The sequence below is a fragment of the Mesorhizobium sp. M0815 genome (assembly GCF_040319995.1).
Lineage (GTDB): Bacteria > Pseudomonadota > Alphaproteobacteria > Rhizobiales > Rhizobiaceae > Mesorhizobium.
On sequence record NZ_JAMYOU010000027.1, the window covers coordinates 20563 to 42318 of the forward strand.

Genomic DNA, 21756 nt, shown 5'->3' on the forward strand with positions numbered 1-21756 from the left:
CCACACCGAGGACGGCAACGCCGTTCCTGATGCTCTGCCCGACAATCCCGGCGAAGTGTTTGCCGACAGCGCCTACCGAGGCAATCATCTCGGCGACGCGGTGCGCGCCAAGGGTGGAAGGCCGCGCATCGTCGCAACCGCTGTGGGGGCGCGACGAGGCCGAAAGCTCGACGCCTGGAACCAACCGATCCACAGAATTTGTACTCGGATCGAGAAGATCTTCGGCACCTGTAGCCGGATGCGATGGCGAGGGCTGGCAAAGGCGGCCGTTCAAATTCGCCGCACTGCGATCGCCTACAGTATGAAACACAGTTTGATGGTCGCCTCGTCCCCCCATCGTTGAAGCCCAGCTACCGTTTTCGGGCTAGCGCGCCCGAAATTCCTTGGAGGTCAATACGTAATGCCCTACCCGGCTTTTCGCCGCCGTCTCAAATGTGCGGTTCGCCCAAAGCCCCCGACTGCCACGAACTTTGTCTTCGCGCGGAGCGAAACCTCGCGCCCACGACTTTGTGCCGCCGATGTGCCGCGCTGCCCTGTCAAACAATCCATTTTATGGATGCACCTCATCCAAACAATCGATTTCACTGATCAAAACAATTTCCATTAGAAGACGCTGAAGCAGGCAATGATTAAGATTACTTGGTTAGCGCAAGAGAGCGGTAAGGTGGAGTTGTCGGCTTGGACCCACATGCCCGCCATTTTATCTGGGAATGGCTACGTGCCCTGTTGGCGCAGGGCAAGACGATTCTACTGGCCACCCACTTCGTGGAAGAAGCGGAGCGGCTATGCAACCGACCTGCGTGCTTGAGAACGGACGTGCGTCCTCACTCGCTGATTGATGAGCAAATCGGGTGCGACGTGATTGAAATCTATGTCGCTCACCCCGTGAGCTGAGTTCGGCACTCAGGCCGCATGTGCGACTTAGGCAGGTTAGCGGCGAGACTCTGTTTTGCTATGCCTCCAAGCAGGAGCAGGTGTGCTCGCTGGCTGACACTGTCAATGACGAGCTCCGCGCCGCATCTGTCGAAATCCTACCATAGGGTATGGGGCGGGCCGCAGTTTGCTGGCGGTGTGGCGAGCCGGAGTCGAAACTTCAACTATAATAGAGCAGGAAGAAAATGGGCGAGAACAGGAAAGTTGCTCTGGTTACGGGCATAACGGGACAGGATGGTGCCTATCTTACCCGTCTTCTGCTGGAAAAAGGCTACGTCGTTCATGGGATTAAGCGACGTTCCTCTTCCTTCAACACGGGTCGCATCGAAGACATCTACCAAGACCCGCACGATCCCGATCCGCGCCTAATTTTGCATTACGGTGACCTCACTGATGCGACTAATCTCATCCGAGTAGTTCAGGAATCCCAGCCAGACGAGATTTACAACTTGGCCGCTCAGAGCCATGTCCAGGTGTCGTTCGAAACGCCGGAATACACAGCAAACGCCGACGGTATCGGAACATTGCGACTTCTTGAGGCGATCCGCCTCCTCGGTCTGAAGGACAAGACCCGCTTCTATCAGGCCTCGACTTCAGAGCTCTACGGCCTCGTGCAATCCGTACCGCAGAACGAAACAACGCCCTTTTATCCGCGCAGCCCTTACGCCGCCGCCAAGCTCTACGCCTACTGGATCGTGGTCAACTATCGCGAGGCCTATGGTATCCATGCTTCCAACGGCATTCTCTTCAATCATGAAAGCCCACTGCGCGGCGAAACTTTTGTGACGCGCAAGATCACCCGCGCCGCCGCTGCTATCTACCTCGGCAAGCAGGACAAGCTTTATCTCGGCAATCTGGATGCTCAACGCGATTGGGGCCATGCGCGTGAGTACGTGCGTGGTATGTGGATGATGATGCAGCAGGATCAACCGGATGATTACGTGCTGGCGACGGGCAAGACGACCCCTGTCCGCCAATTCGTCGAATGGGTTTTCGAAGATGTCGGCGTCGCGCTCGAATGGCGTGGTGAGGGAGTCGACGAAAAGGGCTATGATGTCGAGACCGGCAGATGCCTAGTCCAGGTAGACCCACGCTACTTCCGCCCCACGGAAGTCGATCTTCTCCTGGGCGATGCCACCAAGGCGAAGGAGAAGCTCGGCTGGGTGCATGAGACATCCGTGCGCGAGCTCGCCGCGGAAATGGTGCGGGAAGACCTCAAGGTCATGCAGACATCGGTAATCATGAAGGAAGCATAATATACGATCTGAAGGGAAAAGCCGTGTGGGTCGCGGGCCACAAGCATGGTGGGCAGCGCTGTTGTAGGCCGCCTCGCGTCTGAAGACTGCAAAGTTATGGCCGCCCTGACGTTTCCCCCAATTCTATCCAGTCGTGAGTTCGTTTCCGGGGGTGGATTTGCCCTGATGGCCGGTGGACGCGACGGGTGCTGGCGCGGAGCGTTTCACGTTGCGCAGCGCGAGCGACCGTCGCGGGTTGAAGGTCGATGCACATTCGTTGGGTGTCTGCCATCCGATGTGCGAGTGCGGACGCGCGCCGTTGTAATCGGCGCGCCATACATTGAGCCTCGCGCGGGCCTGGGCCAGGGACGTGAACCGCGTCTCGTTGAGGAGTTCATCGCGAAGGGGGCCGTTGAAGCTCTCGCGTTAGGGTCCTAGCCAACCTCCGACTGTGAACTCGCGGAAGCGATTTACGGCAAGCGCACACAGCAGCTCGTCCACGGCGTTCGTACATGAAGTTTGGAAACTTATAATACTGGTACACACCTCCATGGGGGAACATTATCTCCAATATCTCAGCGATTACCGGATAGCTATCTGCCTTCACCTACCTCGGCCTAGTGCAGAATCTTGGCCGAATGAACTCGGCGCTCTTGCTGCACACCAATGGTCCGTCCCGCGCGAAGTGCGATCATACCGCCGCAGCTTACCTTCAATCCGGCACTGGCGAGGATCTAGATCCAAGCCGACGGCGCCGGGCATCAAATAAAAAGCCGCCGACCGAAGCCAGCGGGCTTGATTGGGATGGCCCGCGCGGACGGTCAAGGCTGCGCCGGCCGACCATGGCGGAGGGACCACCTCGGTCAACGGCACGGCCCGATGACGGCGTGCCGATGTACCACAACATACGGCGAGATAGAGCCTTCCGGCGTCGCGGAAAAAAAGCCCGCCGGTTTTGAGCCAGCGGGCAAGTTCTGGAGTGGCTGAGATCAACCCAGCATCAGTCAACGACCGGCGGAAGGGTTGGTTGCAGTGGATGCCAGCTAGCCGCAGCATGCTGTGAATCGTAGCAAAGTGAAAAACAAAACTCTGGACTTCGAGGTCGGACTCGCCCCAATATTTGTTTGGGGGATTCACATGAAAATTGGAGCACTCATCGCAAGTGCAGCCCTGTGCGTCAGCGGCTGCTCTACGACCGCTGTCGTGTCGGACAGCGATCTCACGGCAATGAATACCGTTGCGCTATGTCACGTTCTCGCCAGCAGCACGGACGAACAGTATCGTAGCAGGGTAGCGGCCCTTCTAGTGCGCAGGGGCGCAACAGCAGAGAGGTGCACCAGGCTTGTGCAAACCGACAATGCTGTCGCGACAGGCATAGCGATCGCGGCTGTCGGCGGCGCAGCTGTGGGTGTCGCTGCCAACAACGGCTATGGAGGCGGAACATATTACCGGCCACCGCCACCACAAACCTATGGCGTCGCGTGGGACCAATTCTATGGCCAGAACTACAGCGTTATCTGGCGCTGCCGCGACCGGTCCACCGGGCGGTTCGTTGACGATTACTATTGCGCCGGCCTGCCCATGGTCGACAGCGCATGGCCGGGCTGGTCGGCGTAGCGGATGAGCAGGCCATACCGCAAATATCGATCCAATCGGTGGCAGAGACCCACCGGTGCCAAGCTGTGGCGGCGCCAACTTGCGAGCGTGCCGGCAATGCTCGGTCTTACGGCAGCGGCGGCGGTGGCCGCCTTCCTGGCGCCGTCGGGCGCGCAACGTAGCGACGATGCATCAAAGGCCAGCCCACAAAGGGCGGCGCCCGCCTCGCTTACCGGTGTCGCTTCCGTCATTGACGGCGATACGATCGAAATCCACGGCCAGCGCGTCCGCTTCAACGGCATCGACGCGCCAGAGGGCCGGCAGCTGTGCCGCGATGCGAATGGCGCCGAGTATCCTTGCGGCCGGCGATCGGCCGAAGCGCTGGACACTTTCCTGGCCGCGTCGAGGCCGCTCGAATGCACATTCGTGACGTGGGACCGCTACCACCGCTTTGTCGGCGATTGTCGGCGCGCCGACGGCGCGGGCGTGGCCGCCTGGATGGTCAAGCACGGCCAGGCGCTGGATTGGCCTCACTACAGCCAGGGCGCCTATGGGGGGCAGCAGGCGCAAGCCCAAGCCTCAAAGATCGGCCTGTGGGCCGGGACGTTTCAGGCACCCTGGGAATGGCGCGCTGCGCACGCCGACGGCGCGGCGCCGTCGAGTCGCCCGCTGGGCATCATCAGCCGTAAGCTGGTCGCGCAGAGCGGCTATTCTTGCGAGCCGCGGAGAACGTGCAAGCAGATCGGTTCCTGCGACGAAGCCAACTGGTACCTGCAAAACTGCTCATGGGGCGGAAAACTCGATCGCGACAAGGATGGGATCGCATGCGAAACACTCTGCTAGCTGAAATGTAACGGAGTAAGCGCGCTACGGCCTGTTCGGCTTTCCGCTTACACCGATCCAACGAAAACCATGCATGGGCGACGCGGTCTGCTAACCCCATTTTTTTGACGAGGTATTCTATATCTGAAGGGCAGAAAAAGTTATTGCGACAATAGAGAGAAGAGACGCCTTAACTAAGACTTTCAAAACCGTTAAATGTATGCTGGCAGGCGATCAAGGCGTGATGTTGCCCTGTCGGGGGGGCGAGTAAAATGCAGACTGTGATGAGTCAAAAGCTGGCAAGCTATGGCCAGTGGACCTACCGTGGTGCCTGGGCCCTAGAGATTGCGGCCGCAGCGATTGGTCTTACGACAGGTGTAGCATTAGGCGTACAAGCGTTTTCTGCAAGCGAGTCTGTCACTGCAATGGATTTGACGCTCGCCAGTGCACCCTTTCTCATGGTGGCAATCGCGGAGCTCACCAAGATACCGATAGCTACACTGCTTTTCAGCGCGTCTTGGCTCTGGAAGCCCATAATCTTGGTCTTCCTCCTGGTTCTTGCAGGCATCACTTTCGAAACTGTCTTTATGGGGATGGAGAGGGCAGGCGCATTGCGTCAGCTGCGTTATGAGGAGCTCGTAAACAAGATTGATGCCCTTGAGCAGGAAGCGACAAAGCTCGCCTCTGCTGACGAACTTGGTCGAAGAGCCGATCAGGTCGATCAAGCCCGTTCCGAAATTGAGCAGCTGACCTCTCTTGCAGAAAAATCGCGTGCGACCTCTCAGTCGCAAATTGCCGAGGCCAATGCGGAATTGGAGGGAACGACAGCCCTTACTCCAGAGGCCTCGCGTGTTCGCGATCAAGTGGATGAGAAAAATGCTGTTCGATCGGCGCTGATTCAACAGCGTGATCGCGAAGTTAAAGACGCTGTCGATCAGTTTGAGCGCCAACGCGACAGCTTTGTTGAACGTATCAAGATGGCGCGCGATTCAGGCGACAGCGACTCGGCACGCAGGCTAGAATCGGAAGTGGCTAAACTTGCCAACCCCCGCACGAAAATTATCACCAAGTTCGACACTCGGATTGAGCCGCTCGATCAAGAGATTGCTGCGCTGCGCGAAAATTTCGATCGTTTGCGGGCAAATAGCCCTCCTATGACTACTGACCAGAGGCAGAAGCTTGTCGATAGGCGTTCGTCTCTGGAGCAAACGCGCGATAGTGATGCCGCGGCTTGGCAGCGTCGATTGGATGAAGCGGGCAAACGGCTCGCAGATGCCCAGGCGGCAGAAGCCAACAAGGCAAACACCTCGGCGCAAAACCAGGTCAGACAGGACCAGATTGCCAAAGCCCTCAGCGCCTTGGCCAAGGAGCGGATCCCAATGGCGCGGACAGATCAGGTCCGCCGTATTGCCTCACGGTGGTACGGCAGCAAACCTGAACTGGTGACTGAGGCACAGGCCGGAATAATCTCTGTGATTTGGTTCGGCTCGCTCGCGCTCATCGCCGCGCTCGCGGGACCAATTACGGCAATGGTCGCTCTAGCGCTCCAGCGCATTGCCGCCCGAGAAGAGGACAATTCAGACAGCAAGACTTCCAGGCTGCTCCGCAGAATGCTTCTGAGTTGGCGGTGGCGCCGAATTCGAACGATTAAGGTACCAGTCGAAGTTATGGTCGAGAAAGAGGTTGAGAAGCGGGTTGAGGTGCCTGTGGAAAAGGTGGTCAAAGAGATCCTCTATGTTCCGCTCTTCACCGATGATCCCGAAGTCCTTCGCAAGGCCCTCGACCAGGATTTGCCGCCTGAGGTCTCAGACCTCGTGACGGTATCAATGAAGGGTCGCAAAAGTGCTCGTCCGGCATAATACCACCCTGCTTGAGCAAGCCGTCGATCTCGCCGTCAAAAGGTCAGCGATTCCAACCTTGCAGGCTCAAGCCGCGGCCCAAGAGAAGACAGCCCGAGCGACCGCCTTTCGCCGAATGGCGACTGGCGGAGCCATTGCAGTGGCGGCGGTCGGGATTGGGCTGGGCATCAATCTTGGTCTATGGGACAAAACCTTGCCGGAACCGGCGGCTTTGCCGACCATAGAGCAGCCAAGCGATCTCACCTCCCCAAAAGATGAGCCGCCTATTCCTGTTCCAACTCCAAAGCCAACTCAGGAGCAGGCGCCCCAGGCTGACGTCCCTACCAAGCCTGACGTGGTGACCGTCGACTTCAACAAGTTCGCCACCAAGAACGTCGAGTTCCAAGGCACCACTTGGGAGTTAATCACAGGTCACCACTTCAAGGATGAGAACGACCAAACCTGGGACCGAGCGTGGTGTTACTCTCGGCGGAGTGTGAACGGCGTAGACGTAAATGTATCATTGGCAGCTCGTTCTGCACCGACAGCGCCACCAGCCGGGCCTGGCGCTGCTGCTCAGACGCTTCAGTTGGTCGGCCTTAATGATTCATCCGCCGTCGATCTTGCAACAAGATGCGCGTGGCTGGATGGTCGCACATTTGCGTCTTCAGACATCATTCCTGACTCGTCACGAGAGCAGGCCGCAACTGTCCCCGCAGAAACTCCTGCGACAGAGGTCGATCCAGATAGTGGATTTGTTGTCGTGTCCGGGTGGGACGCGATCGGAAACGACCTGCCGGATATGCCAATTAGGAACGTGAGTTCTGAGCAGTGTCAAACCGCCTGCGACACCGACTTCAGGTGTCTAGCGGTTACTTATAACACAAAATTTCGAGCTTGTTTCATGAAAGGGGACGCATCGCTACTGGTCAAAAGCGAAGAGTCGATCATGGCCGCAAAAAAAGTGGTCGAGAGCAATTTGCGCTACTCGAATTTGGTGTTCGCCACAAAAACGGAAATTTCTGGCAACGCCTATTGGACCTCTCCGCTCCGATATCCAGACTGCATACTGCAATGTGCAAACGACAAATCCTGCTTAGGGTTCAATTTCCGCAAAAAAGAAAGTGCGTGTGTCCTTTTCAACAGCATAACCCAATCCGCTGATAACGCAGCGGTCGCATCTGGCATCAAGAGCGTCGCCAACTAAAGTTGAAGCGAAGAACCTATCCTCAAGGAGCGATTGAAACCAAGCCGCTTGTCAAAGAAAGTGGCTAGCAAAATTCCACGATAACCTTTGGGTTAGCGGCAGGAATGTTCTTCGACGAAGCTCCAGCAGAATGCAAAGTGGAGCCAACTGAGGCATCTCAGAGAAAGAATTGTCGTCGGCGCATTGCGGGACCGTCTGACTGAATGTCAAAATGGGGCCGTGACCCGACGGACCGCTTTTTCTCTCGAAAGAAAGATATCGGCCGCTCGATTGGGAGCGCAAAAAGTCTGGGAATGATCGATTGTGTTGAAGAAGTCGGTGATTAAGCCAGGCGTTCTTTTCGCCGCGACGAGTTGCGATTGGGTCGAGGCGGCCTCCTTGCCCTAAGTGGCTGGGATTGGTGTCCGGATAGTGCAGATCTTGGCCAATTTCCTGAGGTTCTGGGCGATGGCTGCGAGGTGGAACTCATCGCGGGCACCACAGGGGCCGCGCAATCGCAGTCTGTCGAGCTTCAGGATGCGCTTGAGGTGCGCGAACAGCATCTCCACCTTCTTCCGTTGATAGCGTGAGGTTTGGTAGGCCTCGGTCTTGGCGATGTCGCGGGCCATGTCGCGCGCGCCCTCATAGATCGAGCGCAGCACTTTGCGCGCCGGCTCCTTCGGGCAACAGCGGGGCTTCAGCGCACAGGCGTCGCAATCCAGCTTGCTGGCGCGATAGCGCATCATGCCATTCTCGTCGACGAGAGGGTGTGGCACCCGATAGGTCTTCTGGCGCTGCCTGAGCGTCTTTCCGCCCGGGCAAATATAGGCATCGGCCTTATGGTCGTAGGTGAAGTCGTCGCGCGAGAAGGTGCCATCCTTGCGCCTAGACTTGTCGAACACCGGGATATGCGGCTCGATCCCACGCTCATGCACCAACCAGTTCAGCATTTCGGCCGAGCCGTAGCCGGTGTCGGCAATCAGCCGCTCCGGCCACAGGCCGAGCTCGTCGTGCGCCCGCTCGATCATGGTCTTGGCGGCCGTCACCTCGGCTTGGCGCACCGCGGTCGAGGGCTCCACATCGACGATGACGGCGTGCTCCACGTCGATCAGATAGTTGGTGCAATAGGCGTAGACGGCCGGGCCGCCCCAAGAGGCGGTCCAGCGTGCTGCAGGATCGACAGGCGATACGAACTTTGGCTCTACCGGCGTGGCGGCCCCGAAGGCGGCGTCATCCAGAGTGGCGAGATACTCAGCCACGGCCCGCTTGGCTTTGGGATTGAGGTCCTCGGCCGTTTCGATCCCGCGCTGACGATGGGCGTCGGCGACGATCATGCTGGCATCGACCGCAAAGCCTTCGCCGCCGACGAGCCCTTCAGCTATGCAGCGCCGGACGACGGTCTCGAACAGTTCGCGCAGCAGGTCGGCATCGCGGAAGCGGCCGTGGCGGGTCTTGGAGAAGGTTGAGTGGTCAGGCACATCACCCTCGAGACCAAGCCGGCAGAACCACCGATAGGCCAGGTTCAGATGTACCTCCTCGCACAGCCGGCGCTCCGAGCGGATGCCGAAGCAATAGCCGACGATCAGCATGCGGATCAGCAGCTCAGGGTCGATCGAGGGACGGCCGATCGAGCTGTAGAAGGGCGCCAGATGCTGGCGGATGGCGGACAGGTCGACGAAGTGGTCGATCGCTCTGAGCAGGTGATCCGCCGGCACATGCCGCTCCAGGCTGAAGCCGTAGAACAGCTCCTCCTGCATCACACTTTGCTCGCCCATCATCGACTCAATCTCCTCTTACGACGAAGATTGAATCAGTGCTTCAGGACTGCTGCAACCCGGACTTTTTCAACACAATCGATCCTGCCCGGACGCTGAAAAGGTCTGCATATTGGGCGATCGATCCGCTGGCCTAGCAAACTCAGGTCTCCACCTATCGCCGCTTCCTGCCGCCCGGCCAGGGCAGATTGCCGTCAAGCTCACGCAGGCCGTAGGTCTGTTCCTCCCATTGCTTGCGCTCGAGACGCGCGGGCGGGGCGTCGTCCTCTTCGTACCACAGCAGCGTCATGGTCTGATCCCATTGACCAACATGCAAGACGTCTTCGAATAGGCCGCCATCGCGGTCCCAGTCTTCGAACCACTCATCGGCCTCCGCTTCTTCAGGCCCTGATGGCTTCTCGCCCGCTCGTGCTCGTGCGCTGTAGGAACCCTCGGGCAGGAGCGCCCCGGGCCTGACCCAGCCCTTTGCCTGACGTAGACTTGCCGAGCGGGCGCTGTAGCGAACCTTGCCGCCTTCGGAGACGACGAACGCGCAGAGATTTTTCGAGAAGGTTGCGAAACGCGAGCCGGCGGCAAGAAGCGAGGCATCGAAATCATCGGCCAGCGTGCCGACGGCCGCCATGCCCATTTCCGACATGTCAACCTGCGGCTTGAAGAGCTTGTATGGTAGGAGTAGCTCGGCGGCGAAAATGTCGCAGAAAATCTCGCCTTGGGGCCGCTTGCTGAGACTCCAGCTTGGCTGGCTATGATCGGGGGCGATGTCTAAAACCGCGTGGGCAACCTCGTGGCAGACGGTAAACCTCTGACGCCTGTTGTTCTGATTGCAGTTCACGCAGATCTTGTATTTGCCCTTGGGCGTCTTGAACGACCAGCCATCTTCGCCGTCGTTCAAGGCTTCCTTTTTGATCGTGCCGTCGATTGCTGCCGCATAGATATCGACTGAGACCGGCTGCGCAAGCGGCCCGCATTTGCTGATAAACGCCCGTGCAGATGAAACGACTGACAACTCATCCATCATCGTCTTCCATCATCATGCGCCTGATGCGCGCGAGCGAGGTCGCGTAATCCGCGCGCGTGCCGCGATTCACAACGGTGGAAAGCATCTGCAGCTCCTCGGCGCTGATACTCTGATCCTGACGGACAAATTCCAAGATATTCGGATTAACGTTCTCCTGGCGCGCGAGGTGGCGCAGAACTTCGCGATCGCGCTTTGAGGCTGACAGCGCAGTCGCTAGCTTGTCCAAAACGTCTTCGGATGGGGCTTCCTTTACGCCCGTTTCAAGCCGGTGAATGTAGGCGTGATCGACCTCGCTGCGCTGGCCGAGATCCCTTAGGCTCAGCTTTCTTTCTTCCCTTAGGCCTTTCAACCACACACCCAGTGCTGTTTCCGGCATTCGCCCTCCTTGACAAATTTTTTTCAATCGCTATTTGTTGTCTGTGTGGACAACAGGCTCTGATCTGATGTGAATTAGACCAGGGCTTTTTTCGAACCCCTTCTGTTGTCTGGCCGGACACCAAAATGCCACCGGTCGGGGCGAAACGCAAGCGCCGCCAGAGGCGGGAAAGGATATAAGTCATGCTGGACATTGCTGCGTCGCACATCGTGCGCATCCACATCAATCGAGTGGCGATCAATTCGCCCAACCCAACGACCGGTGAAGCGCTCTATGCGCTGGCCGACATTAAGCAGCACGAGAGGCTCTACCGCGAGGTCGCGGGCGACGAGGAAGATGAGCGCATTCCGCGCGATGACACGCCGATCCATCTGACGCAGGATCAGCATTTCTACAGCCAGAAGGTCTTCGACATTCTGGTTAATGGCGATGACCACGAGATCGACACCAAACAGATCACTTACGCCCGCGTGGTCGATCTCTATCTCGGGCAGGGCGGAAAGCCCTCGAACGAATATCTCGTCAAATACTCCCACGGTCCGGTCGAGAACCCGAGCGGCACGCTCGCACCGGGTCAGAAGGTGAAGGTGAAGGATGGAATGCGCTTTCGAGTTGCCGGAACTGGTGAATCATAACCCCTTCCTTCGTGATCTGGACGAGACGGGATACCTGATCGACTTCGTGGGCGGTTATTTCGTTATATACGGTCTGCCCTACCTCGACAGCGAGGCCGGCTTGCAGCACGGCGATTGGGCCTGCCCACTTGGTCTGACCGGCCCGGTCATCGGCCCCCCCGCCGATCACCAAGCCTGGTGGCGCGGCAGCCGACCCCACGACCAGCAGGGACGCGAGCTCAGGCTTGGCGGCGGTCCCAATCCCGTTGAGGTGACGCCTGATCTCGTCATGAGCTGCTCCTTCTCTTACAAGTTGATGGATGAGCAGGGCGCGCTGCGCGCGTACCAGTCGTTCGAGGAAAAGGTACAGACATACATCGATACGATCACGACGCCGGCGGTCAATGCTTATCCTCAGGCTACACCCCTACGTGGGATCGCCGTCAAGGCGGCCGCGCAGGGTTCGCCGCTGCGCTTTCCCGACACCATGTCCGCGCGCTATCACCTCAATGATCTCTCAGCGCTCATGCGCGGCAAGAAGGTCGCCATCGTCGGCCTTGGCGGAACTGGCTCCTTCATTCTCGATTCAGTGGCTCGTACGCATCTTGAGCAGATTGCGCTGTTCGATGATGACAAGGTCCATCTCCACACGATCTTCAGATGGCCGGGCTTTATCCCCGGCGCCATCGGCAAGCTGAAAGTCGAGGCGCTTGCCATGCACTATGATCAATGGCATGCGGGCATTGTGCCGGTCGCCGAACGCATCACGGCCGACAATGTTATTCGCCTCCGCGAGTTCGATTTCGTCTTCGTCTCGGTTGATGAGGGGCCGGCGCGCCTGTTGATCGTGGACTGGCTGAGTGCGAACAACATTCCCTTTGTCGATTGCGGCATGGGCCTGAACCGCTCGGCCGTCGGGCTCAGCGGCTTCGTGCGCATTACGGGCACCGACCGTGCCGCCTTCGACAACAATCGGGGTACGGTGCGTCTGCCGGTCGAAAACGCGAAGGCTGACGAATATCGCAAGCAGGCGCAGATTCCCGAGCTCAATGCGCTGAATGCCAACATGGCCGTGATCCGGTTCAAGCAGCATTTCGGGTTGCTGGACCGGGAGAGTGATGCGACCTCGATAATCTTCGATACCGTAACCTTCGAAATGGACCGGGCGGGGGGAGTCTAGATGAGATTTCGCTATGAAGCGGTCGAGCGCATGCCCAAGCCTTTGGTGCCGGGCGTCGTCTATCACAGCGAGGAGTTCGAGATCGGGGCCCTGCTGTGCGCTTGCGGCTGTGGTCATCGTGTTTCGTTGCTGGTGCCCGACAGCCACCAGGTCACTGAACAAGGCGGTATGGCGACGGTGCGCCCTTCGATTGCCGTCTGCGATGCACCCTGCAATTCGCATTACTTCATTACGGTCGGCGAGGTTGAGTGGCTGCGCGCCTTCGATCCAGCCACGTCGCAAGCGGTGATGCGCAAGCAGATCGAACGCCACGCGCACGGCGACCCCGCGCGTCTGTCCTTCCTGAAGCGTGTGCTGTCTGCGCTGGGCCGTGTCTGGACCCGGTTCACTTCCTTTGGGCCGCCGCAGTAGCCCTCGTAACAGGCAGGCTGATCCCGGCCTGCCTGTTTTGTTGGTGTCAGTAGGCGACAGACAAAGCGAGCGCGCCATGAGGCGCAAATGCCTCGATCTGTGGTTGATGAAAGCAAGCGCGACGGGCCGCAAGCGGCAGTTCTGGCCCTGCCAACCAATGCCCGCTTCCAACAAGAAGCCAACGTCCGGAAGTGGGCATGGTCGACTTCGAGGGCATCGCCAGCGATGTCTGCTTTTAAGAAGCTGTGAAGTGGACCTTTACGGCCGTCAAAGGCGCAGAGCCGGCATTGGTTCGGGGCAGATCAGCTCGTCTTTTGTGCCCTATGTTTCGGCTTGCCGCCGGCAAGTTGCTTGAATGCATTCGCCCGCCTAGAAAGGTGCCCCCTCGGACTCACTGGTCGCTGTGACTTATTCGGACCCTGAAATTGCCTTCCGCCGCGATTTCTCTGACTTGTCGACGACAGGGAGCCCTTCCTTTCTGGCCTTGGCAAACGCTCGATCGCTCTCCAGGAACTCCGCCAGCATGAACGGGATCAGTTCCGCTACCGATTCGGACTCGCCATAGGTCTGACGATAAAGCGCCGCATAGTCCTTCAGTGCTTGGTTCAGGTCTGCACTTACGCTTATGGTGATCTTCGAAGGTGTCCGATCCGGAAGTTTGCCGAGTTTCAGATTGGTCATGATGACTCCAGTCAATTCGGGTACGGCCGTAGCACAAGATCCTTGTGCACGATGACGCGCAGTGGCCAACCAGGGCGGACGGTGATCGTGGGCTGAATATTGAGGTTCTTCTCGGTGATGCGCTGGCCAGCTTGACTGACGTTCTGCTGAGCGGATTCGCGGATTGCTTTGACCAGGTCGCTTTCGTCTTCCCCGAGGCTCAGCTCGGTGCCGACCCCTAGCAACGTGGCCAGCGCAACGCCTTTCATCAGCTGCCAGGTGTGGAAATCCACCTTGTCCTCAAGCCCGGCATAGCCGGCGGTGTCCGTCGCCGGCAGATTGTCGATTTCGATCGAAGAGCCGTCGGGCAGCAGTATCCGTTGCCAGACCAGCAGCGCGCGCCTTTGTCCAAAGGCAACAACGCTGTCATAGGTGCCAATCAGGCGAGAGCCTTGCGGAATGAGCAAGGTGCTGCCGGTGACTGTGTCGTGCACATTCTCGGTGACCTGTGCGACGACGAGGCCGGGCAAGTCGGAATTGATGCCAGTGATCAGGCTCGCTGCGATGACGCTGCCGGCCATCAGCTGATACGGCGAAGCCGGCGTCTGCAGTGCATGCAGATTGTAGATTCCACTTGTGTTCCGCTGGCTGACAAAATCGAGCTTGCGCTGTTGATTGTTTTGGTCGCCCTCGGCCGGTGCAACGGAAGCTGAATCGCGTGCGGCATCGGATTGTGGAGCCGTTCCATCAAAGGGTGGACGCCCGCCCTGCCCGTTGCCGGCGGCATCCGCTTGCCGGGGTCGATTTTCGATCCGGAAGAAGACTTGCGATTCGCGCGCCTCGATCGCCTGCTGTGCAAGGCGCTGCTCCTCCGCCGAAACCTCCTGGCCCGGCGCGATGCCCAGCTGGCGTTGGTGCTCAAGGATGGGGCGGCCGAGGTCGCCGGGCAGCGGTGGTCCAAGCACCGGAGGCTTGGGCTTGATCCCGGAATAGTCCTTAGGCAGCCTTTCAATTGCCTCCGCGGTTGGCTTCCGCTCAGTGTTGTAAAGCTCTTCAGCCTGCTCTTTGATGCGCAGCGCCGGTCCCTGCAGCGCCATCATGGTGACGCCTAGAACGCTGCCGGAACCAACAGCAGCAATGGCGACAATAATGCCGCGCTTGAAGCGCACAGCGCGGCGAGGCGAGGCCCGCAGCTGCAGCTGTTCTGGATCGAGTTTCGGTGGAGCATCGGAGCGGGAAGTATCCGTCATGGGCCGTCCCTCACCTGCTGGAACGCGAAAAGAGCAATATCCGCCGCGGCGCTTGCCTGCCGTCGGTCCTCGTGATGCGCACCACCTGCTGCTGCTTGGCGCCGAGGCGCAGTTCGGCCGCGGCGAAGAGGCGATCGACGATGTAATAGTTGCCCCGTATGCGGTAGTTGACGAGCTGGTTGTGCCCGTCAGCACCGACGATGAAGAGCGGCGGGGCCTCGCCCTGATCGATGCGGCGCGGGAACTCGATGCAGACCTTGCTGCCATCATCGAACGCGCGCGTGGGCCTCCAGGGCGGCATGTCGCCGGTAATCGAATAGCGGAAGCGAATATTTTCGAGAGCCACATTCGACGCCACTGGCATAGCGGCGTCGGCCTGCGCATTGCGCCGGCGTAGCGCGATGATCTGGTCCTCGCTGTAGGTCCAGGAGATGGCCGCCATGGCGGTCTTATTCGTGCTTTGAAGCTGCAGGTGATAGCTTCGCCGGTCCGTGGTGATCACCAGATTGGTGGCAAGTCCTGGCGCGAAGGGCTTCACCAGCACATGGGTGCGCTGGTTATCGCCGGAGCCACTGACGGTGTCGCCAATTACCCAGCGCACTGTATCGCCGGCCGACACGGATTGGAGGTTCTCGCCTGACTGCAGAGCGATATCGCTGACGCGCTCCGGTGCGGCATAGAGCTGGTAGAGCGCGCCTTCGGCAAAAGGGTAAACCTGCACCGCATTCACATAGCCATATTTGGTGGGTTGCTGCGTCGCCGCCTTGTTGGCATCGGCGACACGTTCTTCAGGCGAGCGCTTGTCTTCAGCAGCCTTGCCCGGCTCGGGCTGCAACTGGCCGGGCAGCGGCAGCGGTTTCGGCACTTCCACGACCTTGACGGGCTTCTCCGGCGCCTTCTCGATTGCCGCCGGTTGGAATTTGGCAGCATCATAGGAAATCTGAGGTGGCGGCACCGGCTTCGAGGCACAGGCGGAGATGACCGCAGCCGACGTCGACAGGACCAGCGCAGTGCGAAGCGACGAGAGTCTATTTATCATTGGCGGACTCCTTTGGGGGAACGGAAGTCTGCGCGGCACTGTCGAGCTCGCGCGACCAGTCGATGGCATTGATGAAGACGCCGAGCGGGTTTTTGCGCAGCTGATCGGTATTGTTCGGCGGCCGGATCACAATGGTGAGGATCCCGGTCCAACGCGTTGTGCTGGCGAGGCTGCCGCGCTCAAAGACCTGCTCGGTCCATTTGACTTGAAAGGAGCTGTCGGACGCTCGAACCACGCTCGTCACCTGCACCGAGACGCTGCGCGTGCCGATCTTGCCGAACGGATCATTGGCCTTAGCGTACTCGTTGAGAAAGAGGGCTGCACGGTCGGTGGCAAAGTCGTAGGCCGAGAGCCAATTCTGCCGCACCAGCACCGGATCGGTGGAGACGGAGCGGACATTCTGGATGAAATGGCCGAGATGCCAGGCAATCTGGGCATCGTCGGGCTCGTAGGTTTGGATTGCCGGCGCGACAGCCCGTGTTTCACCGAAGCGGTCGACCTCGACAACGTAAGGCACGACGCGGCCCTGCATCGACTGCCACAAGAGTCCACCAGAGAGCCCGATGGCCAGAGCGAGGCAGCCAAAGGCCATCAGGCGCCAGTTCCTTGCCTGCACGCGCGCAGTGCCGATGCGCTCGTCCCAAAGTTGGGCGGCCTTCTGGTATGGTGTGACGGGGTGGGGCGTCTTCCCGTAACGCTGAACAGGTCGCTTGAAGAGCATCTAGTCTTCCTTATCGTTGAGAGAGGGGTTGGCCCCGCTTCCACCCCGATCCCCATCGCGGACGGCCTGCGTGGCGGCGTGGCGATGGGCGCGCGCGGTCTGTTCGGAACGCAAGCGCCTCGCCCATGCCGGCGCGGCATTGGCACCTGACGCGGCAGGGTTTCCGGTCATTGATGCGGTCGGGGTGCCGCCCGTCGCGGTCCAGGCGGCATCGCGGCCGGCATCGGCGCTGCGCCGGAATGGTTCTGTTGCAGATCGCATTCCCCGCATCGCGGCGCCGCCAGCTGCGCCGGCAACGCCCTGCAGTCCAGCAGCTACGCCGGAGAGGCCGGACTCGGGCGATGTTGCACGCCCCATCTGCCAAGCTGTGGAAGCAGCCGATCCCATGGCCGTGCCGGCTCGAACGGCGGCGAGACCGCCGCCGGTTGCCATGCGCGCGCCGGCAAGCGCCGCACCTCCGGCAACGAGCGTTGATCCGGCGGCCGCCGCGGTGGTTCCGAGTGCGGCTCCCGCGCCAAGCTGCGGCGCGCCGGAAACAAGACCTGAGGCAATTCCCGGCCCGAAAATGCCGAGCCCAAGCAGCGCCAACGCGCCCAGTACCTGTGACATGGCCGCGGCCAAGTCCGGCTCCTTGCCTTGCAGGGCGGAAGCGAACTCGCCGAAGAGCGTGGAGCCGATGCCGACGATGACGGCAAGCACCATCACCTTAATGCCCGACGAGATCACATTGCCGAGCACGCGCTCGGCCAGAAACGCCGAGCGGTTCCAGAGCGCGAAGGGCACCAGAACAAAGCCGGCCAATGTGGTGAGTTTGAACTCCAGGATGGTGATGAAAAGCTGGATGGAAAGGATGAAGAAGGCGATGAGGACCAGGAACCAGGCGAGAAGCAGCACGAAGATGGTCAGCGCGTTGCCAAAGATCTCGGGGAAGCCGACTAGCTGGCTCGCTTGATTGAGCAGCGGCCAGGCGCCCTCGAAGCCGGCCGCGGCAATGCGGCCTGGCCGCAGGAGACTGTCGGCGGACAAATTGCCGGACGAAGCGTTGATGCCGAGCCCGGCAAAGGAGCGGTAGATGATGTCGGCAAGGCTTCTGAAATTGTTCAGGATGAATGCGAAGGCGCCGACATAGAGCACCTTTCGGACGAGCCGACCGAGAATATTGGGTTCGCCGCCGAACGCCCAGACCAGGCCCGCCAGCGCGATGTCAATGCCGATCAGGATGGTAGTGAGAAAGGCGACGTCGCCCGAAAGCAGACCGAACCCGCTGTCGATATAGCGGATGAAGGTCTGCATAAAGCGATCGATGACGCCGAGGTCATTCATGTCGCCGTCTTCCTCGTTGTCTTGAAGACTGCTGATCAGTTGCCGGGATAGGCCGTACCGGTGCCCAGGAAACGCTTCGTCGTCTCGCGGGCGGCTTCCTCGGACTGCGCCTTGCGGGCAGCATCTTCGGCTTCAGCCCGGAACTGGGTCGCGAGCAGCGTCTGGATCTGCATCTGCTGCTTGGTCGAAAGCGCGATCAGCTGATTGGTGGCCTGGCTTGCCTCAAGGGCACCTGCCGCGCCCTGACTGCGGTTGACGAGATCGGTAAGCAGGTCGCCGTCGGCCCGCACGTTCTCCACGATCTGTGACTGCGCGCTCATGGTTTGGCGGAACGCCTGCATGGCGTTTTGCCAGCGCTCGCGCGCGGCGCTCGCCACATCGCTGACCTCGATTGTGGCGTCGTAGCTTTCCGGATATTGCACACGCCACTGGTTCTGAAGCTTGTCGAGATCGAAGCTCAAGCCGCTGGCCTGGGTCATCAGGCCGTCGATCCGTTGGAGCGAACCTGTGAGCTGGCCCACGGAAGAAAAATCCAGGCGCTGAAGGTTCCGCGCCATGTTCTGCAGCATGGTCGCCTGGTTCTGAAGCGACTGGATCTGGTTGTTTATCTGCTCCAGGGAACGTGCCGCTGTCAGCACGTTCTGCGCATAATTCGACGGATCGAACACGATTAGGGCGTGGGCCGGCTGGACGTAGTCGGCCATCGGTTTTGCGATTAGGGAAACGGTGATCAGGCTTGTGAGAAGGCGGCGCCGCATCATGACGATTGCTCCTTGTCTGGTTGAGGGAATTGCTGGAGAAGCTCGGCAGCCCAATCGAGGCCGCGCGCACTCAGGAACCGGGAGGCAAAGCCCTCCTGCCCGTGCTCTGACAGGACGGTGTCGATCAAAGCTTGCGTGGCCGGATCAGAGGCGCCGCAGAGCGCAAGAGCGATCGGGCCGAGCCCGAGCTCGAAGAGGCGGTTGCCGCGGCGCGACTGCAGATAATACTGGCGCTTCGGTGTGGCACGGGCGACCAATTCGATCTGCCGCTCGTTCAGGCCGAAGCGCTCATAGGCTGCCCGCGCCTGCGGTTCCACGGCACGGTCATTGGGAAGAAAAATGCGCTGAGGGCAGCTCTCGATGATTGCCGGCGCGATCGACGAGCCAGCGATGTCTGCAAGTGACTGCGTGGCGAAAATGACGGAGACGTTCTTCTTTCGCAGCACCTTCAGCCATTCGCGGATGCGGGCGGCAAAGAGCGGGTTGTCGAGATAGACCCAAGCCTCGTCGAGCATGAGCAATGTTGGCCGGCCGTCGAACCGCTCCTCGAGGCGATGGAAGAGATAGGTAAGCACCGGCAGCACAGCGCCTTGGCTGTGCATCAGCTCTTCGGTCTCGAAACACTGCACATCCGACAAAGCCAGCCGATCTTCATCGGCATCGAGCAGCTTGCCGAAGGGACCGTCGAGCGTGTAGGGCATCAACGCGGCCTTGAGCCCATTGGACTGAAGCAGAACCGACAGGCCCGTCAGCGTGCGTTCCTGCGCCGGCGCGGTGGCAAGGCTGGTGAGTGCCGACCAGATTGCCTCCTTCACCTCCGGCGTGACTGTGACATTCTCATGGGCGATGAGGCCGGCGATCCATTCGGCTGCCCAGCTGCGGACAGCCCGGTCGTTGACATTGCGCAGCGGTTGGAAGGCAAGCGCACCGTCCGCACCAAGCCCATGGTGCTCTCCACCCATGGCGAGTGTCGCCGCGCGAGCCGAGCTGCCCTTGTCGAAGACATAGACCTGTGCGCCGGCATAGCGGCGGAACTGCAGAGCGACGAGGGCAAGCAGAACCGACTTGCCGGCACCAGTTGGACCAACGATCAGCATGTGACCGACATCGTCGACATGGGTGGAAAGCCGAAACGGGGTCGACCCGCTGGTCTCGGCAACAAGAAGCGACGGTGCTTCGATCCGGGTGACTTTCGCGAGATGCTCGTTTGTCGCCGGACCGGCCCAAACCGACGATAGCGGCATGAGATGGGCAAGGTTCAATGTATGAATGAGCGGCTGGCGAACGTTGGCATAGACATGGCCGGGCAACGAGCCGAGCCACGCCTCGACCGCATTGACGCTTTCACGGATTGTGGTGAAGCCGAGTCCGTTGACGATGCGCTCGACCGCGCGAAGTTTCTCCGCGGCGGCTTGGCGATCCTCGTCCCACACCGTCACGGTAGTGGTGAGATAGCCGAAGCCGACATGATCGCCGCCCAACGCCTGAAGTGCTTCGTCGGCATCAAGCGCCTTGTTGTCGGCATCGCTGTCGACGAGCGGGACCGGTTCGTTGGTCACAACCTCGCGGAGGATCGCGACGATCGATTTGCGCTTGGCAAACCACTGCCGCCGCAACCGGGTCAGTGTCTTTGTGGCTTCCGTCTTGTCGAGCGGGATGAAGCGCGTCATCCAGCGATAGGCGAAATCCTGATGGTTGAGCGCGTCGAGGATCCCTGGCCGGGTGACGTTCGGGAAACCAAGGATGGTGAGGGTGCACAGATGCTGCTCACCCAGCATCGGCTCCAGGCCGCCGGTAAGCGGCGCGTCAACCAGAACACCGTCGAGATACATTGGCGTTTCCGGCATGGCGACCGGATGGCGGTAGGTCGAGATTGTGCCGTGCAGATAGGTTAGCGTCTCGGCATCATCGAGGGCGCGCACTTCCGGCATGAAGCCGGACAGCAAATCCAGGACGCGGTCGGTCTCGTCGCGAAACCACGCCACCTCCTGGCGCCAGTCTCGTCCCGAGTGATGCGAGTCGACCAGTGCGCTTTCCGCCCGCGCCTGGCCATCTGGCGCCGGCATGAAGACCAAGGTCAGATGATAGCGACTCTCGAAGTGCGCGACCTTGCCCTCGAAGGCCGCGCGCCGTTCCTCATCGACCAGCCATGAGGCAGCATCGGGAAAAGCCGAGCTCGGATAGCCCAGCGCTTCAGCGCGCTCGGCCTCGAAAAACAACCCCCATCCGGAGCCCAACCTTCGTAGCGCATTGTTGGCTCGTGCGCAGATGCCGACCAACTCGGCTTCGGTCGCGCTTTCAAGGTCGGGGCCACGGAACCGGAAGGTTCGCTGGAAGCTACTGTCTTTATTGAGCACGATGCCGGGCGCGACCAAAGCGGCCCAGGGCAGATGGTCGGCAAGCCGATCGGCTTTGCCGCGATACTCCGAAAGGTTCAGCATGCAAGCCACCCCTTCAGGCGAAGATGACGGACAAGCACGCTGGCGAAGTCCGGATCGCGGCGAGCGGCAAAGACCGCGAGGGTGTGGCCGGCGATCCAGAGCGCCAGTCCGGCGATCCACTGCTGCAGGCCAAGGCCTATTGCCGCGGCCACCGTGCCGTTGAGGATCGCCACCGCTCGCGGCGCGCCGCCCAGCAGGATCGGCTCGGTCAATGCCCTGTGAACGGGGACTTCGAAACCCTCGACATGCTGCTCTCCGGTGGCCATCAGACGAGTGCCCCGCCGCCGAAGGAGAAGAAGGAGAGAAAGAAGCTCGATGCCGCGAAGGCGATCGACAGGCCGAAGACAATCTGGATCAGCCGGCGAAAACCGCCTGCCGTGTCACCGAAAGCAAGGGTCAGGCCGGTGGTGATGATGATGATCACCGCGACGATCTTGGCGACCGGTCCCTGCACCGACTCAAGGATCTGCTGCAGCGGCTGTTCCCAAGGCATGCCGGAGCCCGCTGCGTGGGCCGGGACGGTGAGAAGAAACGCGAGCGCGGTGGACGAAAGGAAGCGAAGCTTCTTGAGCATGAG

General features: G+C 60.2%; 20 protein-coding genes and 2 pseudogenes. 9 read left to right on the plus strand and 13 right to left on the minus strand.

What is annotated here, in order from left to right; translation table 11 throughout:
- Nucleotides 1-675 precede the first annotated feature (675 nt).
- Together NKI01_RS24325 and gmd are read left to right on the plus strand one after the other, a co-directional pair.
- A pseudogene (locus tag NKI01_RS24325) lies at nucleotides 676-977 on the plus strand (nodulation factor ABC transporter ATP-binding protein NodI); the annotation flags it as partial.
- 141 nt (nucleotides 978-1118) lie between these two features.
- The gene (gene gmd / locus NKI01_RS24330) at nucleotides 1119-2189 is read left to right on the plus strand and encodes a GDP-mannose 4,6-dehydratase (protein ID WP_352474458.1); all 1071 of its coding nucleotides are present in this window, start codon (nucleotides 1119-1121) and stop codon (nucleotides 2187-2189) included.
- Between the two features lie 123 nt (nucleotides 2190-2312).
- Here gmd and NKI01_RS24335 read toward each other — a convergent pair.
- Nucleotides 2313-2591 (minus strand): annotated as a pseudogene (locus tag NKI01_RS24335) (integrase core domain-containing protein); the annotation flags it as partial.
- A 921-nt stretch (nucleotides 2592-3512) separates the two neighbouring features.
- Here NKI01_RS24335 and NKI01_RS24340 point away from each other — a divergent pair.
- The 4 genes from NKI01_RS24340 (at nucleotide 3513) to NKI01_RS24355 (ending at nucleotide 7631) form a co-directional block, all read left to right on the plus strand.
- The gene (locus tag NKI01_RS24340; RefSeq protein WP_352467052.1) at nucleotides 3513-3785 is read left to right on the plus strand and encodes a hypothetical protein; all 273 of its coding nucleotides are present in this window, start codon (nucleotides 3513-3515) and stop codon (nucleotides 3783-3785) included.
- Nucleotides 3786-3908: 123 nt separating this feature from the next.
- Entirely contained in the window at nucleotides 3909-4607 is a 699-nt protein-coding gene (locus tag NKI01_RS24345; protein ID WP_352467051.1) for a thermonuclease family protein, read from the plus strand.
- Between the two features lie 251 nt (nucleotides 4608-4858).
- Nucleotides 4859-6445: a hypothetical protein gene (locus NKI01_RS24350; RefSeq protein WP_352474457.1), complete on the plus strand. Its 1587-nt coding sequence runs from the start codon at nucleotides 4859-4861 to the stop codon at nucleotides 6443-6445.
- A complete protein-coding gene (locus NKI01_RS24355; RefSeq protein ID WP_023680065.1) occupies nucleotides 6429-7631 on the plus strand; it encodes a PAN domain-containing protein in 1203 nt (400 codons plus the stop codon). Before NKI01_RS24350 ends, NKI01_RS24355 begins: the two co-directional genes overlap by 17 nt.
- A gap of 383 nt (nucleotides 7632-8014) precedes the next feature.
- Here the strand turns inward: NKI01_RS24355 and NKI01_RS24360 are convergent, their stop codons facing one another.
- From NKI01_RS24360 to NKI01_RS24370, 3 genes are all read right to left on the minus strand, one after another.
- Nucleotides 8015-9388: a transposase gene (locus tag NKI01_RS24360; protein ID WP_352682176.1), complete on the minus strand. Its 1374-nt coding sequence runs from the start codon at nucleotides 9386-9388 to the stop codon at nucleotides 8015-8017.
- A 151-nt stretch (nucleotides 9389-9539) separates the two neighbouring features.
- Nucleotides 9540-10403 (minus strand): ImmA/IrrE family metallo-endopeptidase, encoded by an 864-nt coding sequence (locus NKI01_RS24365; RefSeq protein ID WP_352473670.1) that lies wholly within the window; start codon nucleotides 10401-10403, stop codon nucleotides 9540-9542.
- Nucleotides 10393-10779, minus strand: a complete 387-nt coding sequence (locus NKI01_RS24370; protein ID WP_352467833.1) for a helix-turn-helix domain-containing protein — start codon at nucleotides 10777-10779, stop codon at nucleotides 10393-10395. Before NKI01_RS24370 ends, NKI01_RS24365 begins: the two co-directional genes overlap by 11 nt.
- Before the next feature lie 182 nt (nucleotides 10780-10961).
- Here NKI01_RS24370 and NKI01_RS24375 point away from each other — a divergent pair, with 182 nt between their 5' ends.
- The 3 genes from NKI01_RS24375 to NKI01_RS24385 are packed head-to-tail and all read left to right on the plus strand — an operon-like array spanning nucleotide 10962 to nucleotide 12984.
- A complete protein-coding gene (locus NKI01_RS24375; protein ID WP_352467834.1) occupies nucleotides 10962-11414 on the plus strand; it encodes a multiubiquitin domain-containing protein in 453 nt (150 codons plus the stop codon).
- Nucleotides 11392-12573 (plus strand): ThiF family adenylyltransferase, encoded by a 1182-nt coding sequence (locus tag NKI01_RS24380; RefSeq protein ID WP_352467835.1) that lies wholly within the window; start codon nucleotides 11392-11394, stop codon nucleotides 12571-12573. The genes NKI01_RS24375 and NKI01_RS24380 overlap by 23 nt, the downstream gene beginning before the upstream one ends.
- Nucleotides 12574-12984 carry a ubiquitination-like system serine protease family protein gene (locus NKI01_RS24385; protein WP_352467836.1) on the plus strand — a complete coding sequence of 137 codons (411 nt, stop codon included), beginning with the start codon at nucleotides 12574-12576 and terminating at the stop codon, nucleotides 12982-12984. It begins immediately after the preceding gene.
- A gap of 408 nt (nucleotides 12985-13392) precedes the next feature.
- Here the strand turns inward: NKI01_RS24385 and NKI01_RS24390 are convergent, their stop codons facing one another.
- From NKI01_RS24390 to NKI01_RS24430, 9 genes are read right to left on the minus strand one after another with little or no spacing between them, the layout of a single operon-like run.
- Nucleotides 13393-13665 (minus strand): DUF2274 domain-containing protein, encoded by a 273-nt coding sequence (locus NKI01_RS24390; RefSeq protein WP_352473672.1) that lies wholly within the window; start codon nucleotides 13663-13665, stop codon nucleotides 13393-13395.
- Nucleotides 13666-13676: 11 nt separating this feature from the next.
- Nucleotides 13677-14894: a TraB/TrbI/VirB10 family type IV secretion system protein gene (locus tag NKI01_RS24395; RefSeq protein WP_352885005.1), complete on the minus strand. Its 1218-nt coding sequence runs from the start codon at nucleotides 14892-14894 to the stop codon at nucleotides 13677-13679.
- A gap of 10 nt (nucleotides 14895-14904) precedes the next feature.
- Nucleotides 14905-15933 (minus strand): P-type conjugative transfer protein TrbG, encoded by a 1029-nt coding sequence (gene trbG / locus NKI01_RS24400; RefSeq protein ID WP_352964995.1) that lies wholly within the window; start codon nucleotides 15931-15933, stop codon nucleotides 14905-14907.
- A complete protein-coding gene (gene trbF, locus NKI01_RS24405) occupies nucleotides 15923-16654 on the minus strand; it encodes a conjugal transfer protein TrbF (RefSeq protein WP_352752438.1) in 732 nt (243 codons plus the stop codon). Before trbF ends, trbG begins: the two co-directional genes overlap by 11 nt.
- The gene (gene trbL / locus NKI01_RS24410) at nucleotides 16655-17977 is read right to left on the minus strand and encodes a P-type conjugative transfer protein TrbL (protein WP_352964997.1); all 1323 of its coding nucleotides are present in this window, start codon (nucleotides 17975-17977) and stop codon (nucleotides 16655-16657) included.
- Between the two features lie 35 nt (nucleotides 17978-18012).
- A complete protein-coding gene (gene trbJ, locus NKI01_RS24415; protein WP_352578199.1) occupies nucleotides 18013-18738 on the minus strand; it encodes a P-type conjugative transfer protein TrbJ in 726 nt (241 codons plus the stop codon).
- The gene (trbE, locus tag NKI01_RS24420) at nucleotides 18735-21179 is read right to left on the minus strand and encodes a conjugal transfer protein TrbE (protein ID WP_352884998.1); all 2445 of its coding nucleotides are present in this window, start codon (nucleotides 21177-21179) and stop codon (nucleotides 18735-18737) included. The genes trbJ and trbE overlap by 4 nt, the downstream gene beginning before the upstream one ends.
- Nucleotides 21173-21445: a VirB3 family type IV secretion system protein gene (locus NKI01_RS24425; protein WP_352571685.1), complete on the minus strand. Its 273-nt coding sequence runs from the start codon at nucleotides 21443-21445 to the stop codon at nucleotides 21173-21175. Before NKI01_RS24425 ends, trbE begins: the two co-directional genes overlap by 7 nt.
- Nucleotides 21445-21753, minus strand: coding sequence for a TrbC/VirB2 family type IV secretion system protein (locus NKI01_RS24430; protein WP_023680310.1), 309 nt, complete (start codon nucleotides 21751-21753; stop codon nucleotides 21445-21447). The genes NKI01_RS24425 and NKI01_RS24430 overlap by 1 nt, the downstream gene beginning before the upstream one ends.
- Nucleotides 21754-21756: the final 3 nt, after the last annotated feature.